Annotated in this window: 9 protein-coding genes; 6 read left to right on the forward strand and 3 right to left on the reverse strand. The window is 40.5% G+C overall.

The window, feature by feature from the left end:
- Complete coding sequence (locus BUA53_RS12915) at positions 1 to 1068, forward strand: FecCD family ABC transporter permease (RefSeq protein WP_072835797.1); 1068 nt, start codon at positions 1 to 3, stop codon at positions 1066 to 1068.
- On the forward strand, positions 1061 to 1834 hold the full coding sequence (locus BUA53_RS12920) for a heme ABC transporter ATP-binding protein (protein ID WP_072835815.1): 774 nt from the start codon (positions 1061 to 1063) through the stop codon (positions 1832 to 1834). The genes BUA53_RS12915 and BUA53_RS12920 overlap by 8 nt, the downstream gene beginning before the upstream one ends.
- Before the next feature lie 51 nt (positions 1835 to 1885).
- Here BUA53_RS12920 and BUA53_RS12925 read toward each other — a convergent pair whose 3' ends face one another.
- A complete protein-coding gene (locus BUA53_RS12925) occupies positions 1886 to 2812 on the reverse strand; it encodes a phosphoribosylaminoimidazolesuccinocarboxamide synthase (RefSeq protein WP_072835798.1) in 927 nt (308 codons plus the stop codon).
- A gap of 190 nt (positions 2813 to 3002) precedes the next feature.
- Here BUA53_RS12925 and BUA53_RS12930 point away from each other — a divergent pair, with 190 nt between their 5' ends.
- Both BUA53_RS12930 and BUA53_RS12935 read left to right on the forward strand, forming a co-directional pair.
- Complete coding sequence (locus BUA53_RS12930; RefSeq protein WP_072835799.1) at positions 3003 to 5705, forward strand: TonB-dependent receptor; 2703 nt, start codon at positions 3003 to 3005, stop codon at positions 5703 to 5705.
- Positions 5706 to 5735: 30 nt separating this feature from the next.
- A complete protein-coding gene (locus tag BUA53_RS12935) occupies positions 5736 to 7025 on the forward strand; it encodes a fasciclin domain-containing protein (RefSeq protein WP_072835800.1) in 1290 nt (429 codons plus the stop codon).
- Between the two features lie 79 nt (positions 7026 to 7104).
- Here the strand turns inward: BUA53_RS12935 and BUA53_RS12940 are convergent, their stop codons facing one another.
- A complete protein-coding gene (locus tag BUA53_RS12940) occupies positions 7105 to 8094 on the reverse strand; it encodes a hypothetical protein (protein WP_072835801.1) in 990 nt (329 codons plus the stop codon).
- A gap of 122 nt (positions 8095 to 8216) precedes the next feature.
- On the opposite strand from BUA53_RS12940, the gene holA reads away from it, so the two are divergent.
- Positions 8217 to 9218 (forward strand): DNA polymerase III subunit delta, encoded by a 1002-nt coding sequence (gene holA / locus BUA53_RS12945; protein WP_072835802.1) that lies wholly within the window; start codon positions 8217 to 8219, stop codon positions 9216 to 9218.
- 7 nt (positions 9219 to 9225) lie between these two features.
- On the opposite strand, the gene BUA53_RS12950 is transcribed toward holA, so the two are convergent.
- Positions 9226 to 10146 carry a bifunctional riboflavin kinase/FAD synthetase gene (locus BUA53_RS12950; RefSeq protein ID WP_072835803.1) on the reverse strand — a complete coding sequence of 307 codons (921 nt, stop codon included), beginning with the start codon at positions 10144 to 10146 and terminating at the stop codon, positions 9226 to 9228.
- Between the two features lie 106 nt (positions 10147 to 10252).
- Here BUA53_RS12950 and BUA53_RS12955 point away from each other — a divergent pair, with 106 nt between their 5' ends.
- Positions 10253 to 11437 (forward strand): AIR synthase related protein, encoded by a 1185-nt coding sequence (locus BUA53_RS12955; RefSeq protein WP_072835804.1) that lies wholly within the window; start codon positions 10253 to 10255, stop codon positions 11435 to 11437.
- Positions 11438 to 11709: the final 272 nt, after the last annotated feature.

Consider the following 11709-nt stretch of genomic DNA (forward strand, 5'->3'; position numbering starts at 1 on the left):
ATGCTCCTCTTAAAAAAAACGAGTTATAGTTCTATTTATTTGACCCTAAGCTTATTGCTTGTTGTCGCCATTGTACTTTCTGCAGGCACCGGAGCTGTTTATTTGTCCTTCCGGGAAATTAGCTCCCTCATTGCACACAAAGCTTTTGGTAACGGAATAGTGAACCCGGTTCATGAAGGATTATTTTTCCAGATCCGCTTGCCAAGAACGATTTTATGTCTTTTTGTAGGTGCAGCACTTTCAGTTTCCGGCGCATTGATGCAATCCTTATTTCGCAACCCAATAGTAGAACCCGGACTGGTGGGTACATCAGCAGGTTCTGCTCTTGGTGCAGCTCTTTTTATTGTACTGGGAAGTAATTCGTTTTTTTCTCACTTATCATTTATGAGTGAGTTGCTGATGCCTGTCTGCGCATTCCTGGGAGGGTTAGTTGCCACTGTCATTGTTTATTATTTTTCCGCTTCTCTCAACCGTGTCAACATTTCTGTTATGATCCTGGCAGGCATTGCTGTAAATGCTATTGCAAACGGAGCAACCGGCTTTCTTGCCTATATTGCCCGTGACCCGCAGGCACGATCTATTACTTTCTGGAACCTTGGATCCTTTGCAGGTGCCAACTGGACAGCTGTTGCTTTTGCAGGGGCATCAACAATAGTTGGTTTCTTTCTTTCCCTGCGATTCGCTAAATCTTTGAATGCGCTTCAACTGGGCGATACTGAAGCCGGGTACCTGGGAGTTAATACCGAAAGGCTCAAGATCAGTATTATTTTAATCAATACTCTTTTAGTATCAATAGCAACTTCCCTGGTGGGGATCATTGCTTTTGTTGGTTTGATTATTCCTCATTTATTAAGGCTGATGAAGGGTTCTGATAACCGGTACCTTATAATTGGTTCGGCTTTATTAGGTGCCATTGTGCTTTCCATTACCGATATGGTTTGCCGGGTAGTTATTGCCCCCGCGGAGATGCCAATTGGAATCATTACTGCATTTATTGGTGCACCGGTATTTTTATGGCTATTAAACAGGATGAAGAACAATGGGCAAAAAGGAGGGTTCTATGCTTGAAGCAAAAGATCTATCCTTTAAAATTGCGGGTAAGCATTTATTACAATCCACCAGTGTAAATTTTAGAGCAAATGCTTTTCATGTCATAATGGGTGCCAATGGAGCTGGAAAATCCACCTTATTAAAATTGATGGCCGGGGATATTCAGCCTACGACAGGGGAGGTATTGTTTGATAGCAAAGATCTTCGCAACTATACCCGTTTACAATTGGCAAGAAGAAGAGGTGTATTGTCACAACATTATAATATCACCTTTCCCATAACGGTTGGTGATATGGTTATGATGGGGAGGTATCCCTATTTTGACAATATACCTAACCAAAAGGATATTACTATTCAGCAACAGGCAATGAAATTGATGGGGGTGGAAGCCTTTTATGACAGGGATTACAATACTTTATCAGGCGGTGAAGCCCAGAAAGTCCAGATGTCTCGTGTACTTTCACAAGTGTGGCAGGAAGAAACCCTGGAAAGCAAAATTATATTCCTCGACGAACCTGTATCACACCTGGATATAAAGTATCAATACCAGTTACTACAGGTGGCAAAAGATCTTTGCCAACAGAATATTACTGTAATCGCTATACTTCACGATATCAACCTTGCTATCAGCTTTGCAGACAGGCTTCTTTTAATGAAACAGGGTGTCATTAAGTACGATCTTTCTTCAATAGGTGAGATATCCACCGAAATGCTTGAAGATGTATTTGATGTAAAACTCCGTTTACTTCATCCCCAGGGACATAAACCTGTAGTAATCTTTTAATCTCTAAAACTTCTTACACCTGTCCTTTAAACTAGGTTTCCAATTTACTTTTTACTGATATTTTGATAACGCTGCAGCTATTAATTTAAAGTTTTCTTCTTCTTCCAGGTCTTGTGGTGTAAACAGGGTTCCTGTTACTTTTTCATAAAGTTCAATATATCTTTTAGATATCGTTTCTACCCATTCGTCACTCATAGCAGGTACGGTTTGTCCTTCCTTTCCCATGAATTCATTTTGTATCAGCCATTCACGTACAAACTCTTTGCTCAATTGTTTTTGTTTTTCTCCCTTTTCCTGCCTCTCCGCAAAACCATCTGCATAGAAATAACGTGAAGAATCTGGTGTATGGATCTCATCCATCAATACTATCTGCCCATGGCGCTTGCCAAATTCATATTTGGTATCAGCTAATATCAAACCTTGTTTTAATGCCAGCTCTTTTCCCCTTTCAAATAAGGCAAGAGCATATGTTTTTATTTGCGTCCATTCATCCCTGGGCACGAGGCCTTGTTCAATGATCTCATTTTCAGAAATATCTTCATCATGTCCTTCACTTGCTTTTGTAGAAGGAGTTATTAAAGGAGTAGGAAAAAGGTCGTTTTCTTTTAAGCCATCAGGCATTAATGCACCGCATAAAACCCGCTGACCATTAGAATAAGTACGCCAGGCATGCCCACATAAATTTCCTCTCACCACAACCTCAACTTTAAAAGGTTCACATTTATTTCCAATGGAACTATTAGCTGTAGGTGTTTCCAACAACCAATTGGGACAAATATCAGAAGTGGCCTTGAGCATAAAGGAAGCCAATTGATTTAATACCTGTCCTTTATAGGGAATGCCTCTTGGCAAGATCACATCAAATGCGGAAATCCTGTCAGAAGCAATCATGACCAGCAGGTTATTATTGATGGTATATACATCTCTTACCTTTCCCCTATAAAAAGTGGTCTGTCCCGGGAATTGAAAATTTGCCATGCCCCGAAAGTAAATGGAACTGATCTTATATAAGGTGATGAGGGTTTGAAAATTTCAACAACTTATTCGAAGTCGTCGAAAATAATTTCCCGATGATTGGCCAAATGCTTATTTTTCCGCGTAGAAATACAGGTAATATTGGTCGGCCCGGTTGCCATAATTACATATTTCCCAAACTAAAATAGACACTATGAGAAAAAGCCTGAGTTATTTGGCTGTATTGCTTGCTGCGATCTTTTTTTCACTTTCCCCTGTTATTGCTCAAAATATTACAATTAGTGGTGTGGTAAAACACAGCACTACAGGAGAAGGCATTCCCTCGGTTTCTGTAACTGTTAAGGGTGGCACCCGGGGAAGTTATACCGATGGCAATGGAAAGTTTGAATTAAAAGTACCCACTTTGCCTGTTACATTAGTTTTTAGTTCTATTGGATTTGATCCTAAAGAAGTAGTGGTGGACAACGCATCCACATCCATTAGTGTCAATCTTGATCCTGCAAGCTCATTGGGCCAGGAGGTTGTTGTCTCTGCCACACGTACACCACAGAGAATACTTGAATCTCCAGTTTCTATTGAACGTGTAAATGCTGCAACCATCAGAAATGCACCTGCTGCAAACTATTATGATGTAATAACCAACTTGAAGGGTGTTGATGTTGTAGCTTCTTCCCTGACATTTAAAACTCCAACCACCCGTGGTTTTTCCGGCAGTGGTAACCTTCGTTTCAACCAGATAGTGGATGGAATGGATAACCAGGCACCAGGTTTGAATTTTTCAGTAGGAAGCGTTATCGGTTTGACTGAACTGGATGTAGATAATATGGAATTGCTTCCGGGTGCTTCTTCCGCTTTGTTTGGTCCGGGAGGAATGAATGGAACTTTATTGATCAATAGTAAAAACCCTTTTAAATACCAGGGTCTTTCTTACCAGGTAAAGACTGGTATAATGCATATTAATGACCAGGAAAGAGGTGTATCTCCTTATTACAATTGGGCACTTCGCTGGGGTAAAAAGGTTTCTGAGAAATTTGCTTTTAAGATCAGCACGGAATTGATCCAGGCCAAAGATTGGTTAGGTCGTGATTACCGTGATTATAAGAGATTTGGTACTTCCGGTCAGATAGTGCCAGGAACAAGAGAAACAGATCCTAACTATGATGGTGTAAATGTATATGGTGATGAAACTTCAGATCCCAGGATCCCAACTTTCAGTTCCATATTAACTTCTATCGGTACTGCTGTTCCTTTTTTAAAGGACTATATAGGTACTATAACACCTGGAATAGCTACGGATATGAGAGTATCCAGGACCGGGTATACAGAAAATGAGGTTGCCAATCCCAACACACTGAACTTTAAATTGTCCGGTGCATTGCACTATAAATTATCCTCCCGGATAGAGGCAGTTCTTGCTGGCAATTGGGGAACTGGTAATACAGTCTATACAGGGAGCCAGCGTTATTCCCTGAAAGATCTGAAGGTGGGCCAGTACAAACTTGAGCTCAATTCTGATAAATGGTTCCTTCGTGGATATACCACGCAGGAAAATTCTGGTGAATCTCATAACCTGACTGTAACAACTCAATTATTCAATGAAGCCTGGAAACCTAGTTCACAATGGTACCAGGAATATGCTTTTGCCTATCTGAATGCAAGACAGGCTGGGCGGGGAGATATGGAATCTCATAACATTGCAAGGAGTGTTGCGGATAAAGGAAGACCTGCTGCAGGTACCCAGCAATTCAGAACCTTATTTGATAACGTAAGATCTTTACCTATTCCCACCGGGGGTCTGTTTGTGGACCGTACAGACCTTTATATGGTAGAGGGTCAATATAATTTATCTGATGCTGTGAAAGTTGCTGAAGTTTTAGTAGGAGGTAACTGGAAGAAGTACGTACTAAATAGCCAGGGAACGTTATTTGCCGATAAAGAAGGACCGATAAGTATAAATGAAATAGGTGCTTATGCGCAGGTTGGAAAAGAGATTATTAAAGACTACCTGAAGTTGACTGCTTCCGGACGTTATGACAAGAACGAAAATTTCAAAGGTAGGTTTACACCGCGTGTTACAGCTGTAATAAAGCCTGTTAAGGACCATAATATCCGCCTGTCTTATCAAACTGCTTACCGTTTCCCAAGTACCCAGCAACAATGGATAGATCTGAATGTAGGTACAGGAACTTTATTAGGTGGTAATAAAGCGCTTTGGGATAAATATGACCTGGTAAATAATCCGCCAAACAGTGTTTCTCCCCAGGGTGTAATTGGCGAAACCATTCCTTATACCGAGGTAAAACCCGAGTCAGTTACAACATTTGAAGTGGGATATAAGGCACTGATACAAAAAAAGCTTTTGATAGATGCTTACTACTATACAGGTAATTATAAGGATTTCATTACCCGCAGGGATGTATTGCAATTATCAACTACCAAGGGTTATTCAATTGTAGTTAATTCACCTGAAAAGGTTAAGACCTATGGATGGGGTATCAGTGCAGAATATTTATTGCCTGCAAATTTCGTTGTGAACGGTAATGTTTCTTCCGACACAATTAAAAACGTACCGGCAGGCTTCCGTGCTTTTTTCAATACTCCGAAGTACAGGACGGTATTAGGTTTTGGCAATACAGGTTTCGGACCTAACAACGTACTCGGTTTTAATATCGCATGGCGTTGGCAGAAAGGTTTCTTCTACGAGAATGATTTCACTCAAGGCGACCTTCCTTCCTTTAATGTTGTAGATGCTGCTTTTTCCGTAAAGGTTCATTCTATCAAATCACAATTCAAAATAGGAGCCACCAATGCAGGGAACCAATATTACCGTACTGCAGTGGGTAATCCAAGTATTGGTGGATTGTATTATGTAAGTTTTGCCTACAACGTGTTATAAGAGAAAACCAAAAGAATTTAAAATTATTATATGAAATTGAATGTTTATAAATGGTTGAAGCCTTTTGTGGTTCTTACAGGCGTAGTTAGCTTGTTGGCTGCCTGTAATAAAGACAACCTGACTCCTGAACCTATTGCGCAACCTGCTCCTGCTTCTAGTTCTATTATCGATGCCCTGAATGATCCTGATTTTACTATCCTCAAAGCTGCAGTAACAAGAGCAGGGGCCAATTTGACGGCCCTATTGAGCGATAAAGCCGCTGTATATACCTTTTTTGCACCAGCCAATTCAGCTTTCCAGGCCATTGGCATCACCAGCCCGGCAGCTGTGGCAGCATTCAGACCCGGTCAGTTGGACACGCTATTACGTTATGGATTAATAGGCGGGCAAATGCTTACGGCAGATAAAATACCAACCAGCTTTCCCAATGCGCAGGAGCCAAGTTCCCTGGTATTAGCAGCCCCCTCGGCCTCATTACCTCCGGGGTTAAGGATGTCTATTTTTCCTTCAAAAAGAGGAACAACTGTATGGGTTAATAATATACCGGTGATCCAGGCAGATATTTTAGCAGGTAATAGTGTGATCCATAAGGTGGCCGTATTGGTGGCACCACCTTCACAATTCTTATGGAACCGCATTAATGCTGATCCGGATCTTACCTATCTGAAAGCTGCCATCCAGAGAGCAGACAGTGGGGCAGTAGCCGCCAGTTCATTACAGGCCGCCTTATTGAACCCTGCAGCCAACCTTACAGTATTTGCCCCTACAGATGCTGCTTTCAAGCAGATATTAACTGGCCAGATCACACTTGCATTAATACCCATCGTAACGGCACAAATGATACCTGTCATCACCCAACAACTGATTGCAGGCGGAGCAACCCCGGAGGAAGCTGCAGCGCAAGCTCCAGTGATTGCACAACAGCAGGCTCCTGCCATTGCCCAGGGCCAGGCTGCTACTTTGGCTGCTACTCCAGATGTGTTTCAGAATCCTGCCTTGTTTGGTGCTTTATCAGCCCAAACTGTAAAGGGTCTTGTTGTATATCATTTACTGGGTTCCAGGGCCTTTACTGTTAATTTCCCAACTACCGCAGCTAATGTGCCTACGCTACTGAATAGCGCCCTTCCAAATCACCCTGGAGTGACGTTGCAGGCAAACTTTGGTGCTACTGGTGTAACTGATGCCACTGTAAAAGGCGCAGCTAATCCTACTGCTTCCAATTTGTTGATCAATCCAACACCTGCCCCTGCAGGTTCCAGTGACCAACTCTATATCAATGGTGTGTTACACAAAATTGACCAGGTCTTAAGGCCACAATAATTTAAAAGCATTTCCTATAAATGAAAACGCCTGATAATAAAATTATCAGGCGTTTTTCTGTAGGAGTTGGAAATGAGAATTAACCGAATAAACCACCTTTTTTCAGGGTTCTAACACCCTCAGCGATTTTAAATCCATTTTGATATATTTCAATCTTGTAGTTTCCTGTTTGGAAATGATCCTGGCGCAAAGGAATAGACACTGTCTTACGTGTACCCTGCTCGTATTCGGCAGTGGTTTTGAAAGTGTAAGGTCTGTCACCATCTGTGCGTGTGGTCAATGTGCTGGATCCAAGGTTTGGATCGTTAATAACATTGCCATCAGGACCAGTTACAATTACATACATATCGGCAGGACCTGAACGGGCAACACGATTCTCCACATCAAAAGAAACAACAAGCTTGTCTACACGCTTTGCAGTTGTTGTTACTTTCTCTTTACCATTTTTCTTTTCCTTGATAGGAGTGATTTGAATGTTAGAAGCAGTAAATGTAGAGGCTACGTCAACAGTTTGTGCCAGCTCTTCTTTTTCTGCAGTTGTTGTTTGCAGGTTAGTGGCCAATACATCTCTTTCTTGTGTAAGATGAGTATTGTTAGCTGCTAATTGCTGATTTTCACCTGTAAGTCTTGAAACCTCAGCTTCCAGGTTAGCTATTTTTCCGTTCAGTTCAGAGATCAGTAATTTAGCTCTCCTGTAGTCAGCAGCAGTAGAGTTTTTATCACGCATGATCCTGTTGATCTCATTCTTTAATTTCGTGATATCACTCTGACGGTCGCTTAACTGGCCGCTCAAATTATTGTTGCTACCTGTTATAGAATCGAGGCGGGTTAAGGCATCATTATATAACACCTGTACAGAATCCTTTGCTGTCATTGCAGTGTTAACTTCTGCAGTTTTAACCTGGATCTGTTTTGTTGAATCATTCTTGTCGTATAAGAAATATGCCCAGGTACCTAATAAACCTGCGGCTAACACACCAATCAATATATTTTTGGTTGTGTTGTTACTCCTCACCGGGCGATTTGGGTTGGTTGAATTTTCCGCTGAAGGATAATTTGTATTTGCCATCGTTGTAGGGGTTTTAGTTAAACGATATTTGATTTTTATTGGTTAGATCGAAAACTTACTTTTGAGATTTTACGCACCTGTTCGAAAACCGTGCCAGAAAAAATGTATAAGAGTTTGTAAACATGAGTTCAGAAAAGATACTTAATGATCTTAAGAAACAAAACTTTAAGCCTGTTTATTGGCTGGAAGGAGATGAAGAATTTTTTATTGACCAGGTAATAAACTATGCTGAAAACAAAATTTTAACAGAAAGTGAAGCAGGTTTCAACCTTACGGTGTACTATGGACGGGATGCTTCATGGACTGACGTAGTAAATAGCTGCAGAAGGTATCCAATGTTTTCTGAAAAACAGGTAGTTATACTCAAGGAAGCACAGGGAATGAAGGATATTGAAAAGCTTGAAAGTTATATTGAAAAGCCTCTTAATTCAACCTTTCTTTTTGTTGCCTATAAAAACAAAAAACTGGATGGCAGAACGAAGCTCGCCAAAATGCTTAAGGATAAGGCTGTGTTGTTCACCTCCAAGAAATTATATGATAATGAACTTCCTGACTGGACCAGTGGTTTAATAAAATCTAAAGGATTCACTATTACCAATAAGGCTTTATTCCTGCTCATTGATCATATTGGTAATGACCTCAGCCGCCTTAATAATGAGGTGGATAAACTGGCGCTCAATCTTGGTACCCGGAAGAATATTACCGAGGATGATATTGAAAACTTTGTTGGTATCAGTAAAGAGTTTAATGTATTTGAATTGCAACAGGCAATTGCATCTAAAGACCTGTACAAAGCTGTACGCATCATTCAATATTTTGAGGCCAATCCCAAAGCCGCACCTCTTCAATTGATATTTCCATCTTTATACAATTTTTTTAGCAAGGTGTCAATGATCTATTCTGTCCAGGCCAGGGATGAAAGGTCTGTTGCTACAGCCATAGGTGTAAATGCGTTTTTTGTAAAGGATTATATTCAAACGGCTATCAAGTTCAGCCAGCAGGATATAGAAAAAGTATTGTTGCTGCTTTATGAATATAACCTTCGCAATATAGGCATCAACGATTCCGGAACTGAAGATGCAGACCTGTTGAAGGAAATGGTGGTTAAAATGATAGCTGCCTGATAAAAACTTACAAAACTTCCAGGCTGTTTTCTTTGTCTTTATGTAATTGTTCTATCAATAGATCAAGCGAATCATATTTAACCTGTTCGCGTAAAAATTTTTTGACGGTCACCCTTAATATTTTTCCATAGATATCCTGGTCAAAATCAAAAATATTGACCTCCACTTTTTCACCAGGCCTGTTAAGTGTGGGTCTTTCTCCAATACTTAGCATACCTTTTTTAATTTTTCCATCTAATTCAACATTCACAGCATATACCCCATGGCCCAGGTGGATCTTTTCCTTACTTGTATATTCCAGGTTCGCTGTAGGGTATCCTAGTTGCCTGCCTAGCTTATCCCCGGGAACTACCTTCCCTTCAAAAAAGAAATCATAGCCAAGCAACCGGTTAGCAGTTTCTATCTGGCTTTCCTGTATAGCCTTCCTGATCTTTGTGGAGCTTACTCCAATAGAATCCAGTACATGTTTAGGAATTTCCAATAGTTTATATTGAAAATGTGCAGCATTGTTTTCCAGCAAACGGAAATTTCCTTTTCGATCATGGCCAAAATGGTGGTCATAACCAATAATAATACTATGTGGATGAAACTTACCTATGAGAAAATGTTCTATGTATGCTTCTGCAGATTGGTCTGAGAATTCTTTTGTAAATGGCACAACAACCAGGTGATCTATTCCTGTTCGTGATAATAATTCGATCTTTTCTTCAAGTGTATTGATCAAATGCAAATGAGTATGTGGATGGACGATCATCCGTGGATGTGGATCAAAAGTTATGATCACTGCTTCACCAGTAACAGCACGTGCTTCGGCTTTCAAGGCCTCAATGATCTGCTGGTGTCCTTCATGTACACCATCAAAGGTTCCAATGGTAATAACCGAATTTTTAAAACGGGGTAGTTGATCTATACTGCGATGCACCTGCATGGGCGCGAAGATAATAACAGTTTACAGTGGTTCAGTGGGTTATGTTTTTATAAAGCATGTATAGCTGGTAGTACCGGCGCCATTAAAGTTCTTTTATCTTTGTCACATGTCATTGTATTCTAAAAGGGGAGTGTCCGCACAAAAGGAAGAGGTGCATGCAGCAACCAGAAATATTGATAAGGGTCTTTACCCCAAAGCATTCTGTAAGATCTATAAAGACTTATTGGGAAACGATGAAAACTGGATCAATGTAATGCATGCCGATGGTGCAGGCACAAAAAGCATACTTGCCTACCTGTACTGGAAAGAAACAGGAGATGTTTCTGTTTGGAAAGGTATAGCACAGGATGCCATTGTAATGAACCTTGATGATCTTCTCTGCGTAGGTATATATGATAAGATATTGTTTTCTTCTTCCATAGATAGAAATAAGCACCTCTTGCCCGGAGAAGTATTAAAAACATTGATAGAAGGGACACAGGCATTTTTAGATACTATGAGGGATTTTGATGTGGACATTGCCTTCCTCGGTGGTGAAACAGCGGATGTAGGTGATGTGGTAAGAACCATTGCAGTTAATGGCACTATGGCTGCCAGGTGGCCGAAAGATAAATTGGTAACCAATGAAAAAATAGCCAGGGGCAATGTTATAGTAGGACTGGCAAGTTATGGCAGGTCTACTTATGAAAATGAATACAATAGTGGTATCGGAAGCAATGGATTGACCAGTGCCCGGCATGATGTATTAAATAAGTTTTACGCGGAAAACTTTCCGGAAACTTTTGAACCTTCCTTAAACAGTGACGTGGTTTATATTGGTCAGCACAAATTGCTGGATCCCATCACAGTTTCATTTAGAGAAGAAAGATATGAAACCAATATAGGCAAACTCATTCTATCGCCTACACGAACATTTGCTCCGGTAGTAAAAACAATCCTGGAAGAACATTTTGATGATATCAATGGATTGATCCACTGTAGTGGTGGCGGACAGACCAAGTGTATGAAATATGTTCCGGACAATGTGAATATTGTAAAGGATAATTTAATTGCTGCCCCTGAGATCTTTAATATTATTCAACAGGCTAGTGGTGCAGATGAAAAAGAAATGTACCAGGTTTTCAATATGGGTTGCCGCCTTGAGATCTATACCAATGAAGAAACTGCCGGCCAGTTGATCAATATCGCCAATGAATTCGGCATAGATGCACAGGTGATAGGTAGGGTAGAAGAAGGCAATAAAGAATTGGAAATTATCACCGGCGATAAAAAGATCAATTATAATTTCTAAACTAAATAATTAAGTCCTGAATTAGCTTGCTTTTACATTTTCATGAATTATTGGGGTTAATCAGAAGCCCTTTGCGTATTCTTTGCGTGGTTCTCTCTCTTTGCGCACTTGGCGATACTCAGTAACGCAAAGAGTGCAAAGATGTTCGCAAAGGATCCTTTAGGTTAATATTAGTTCATAGACATAATAGAATAGCAGAGAGAAGAAAGATTAAGAATTTTGTGGAAGGAAAGTGAGGTGAACTTTGCAAAGGAATAGACCGAGGGTCTTAT

The organism is Flavisolibacter ginsengisoli DSM 18119 (assembly GCF_900129295.1).
Classification (GTDB): domain Bacteria; phylum Bacteroidota; class Bacteroidia; order Chitinophagales; family Chitinophagaceae; genus Flavisolibacter; species Flavisolibacter ginsengisoli.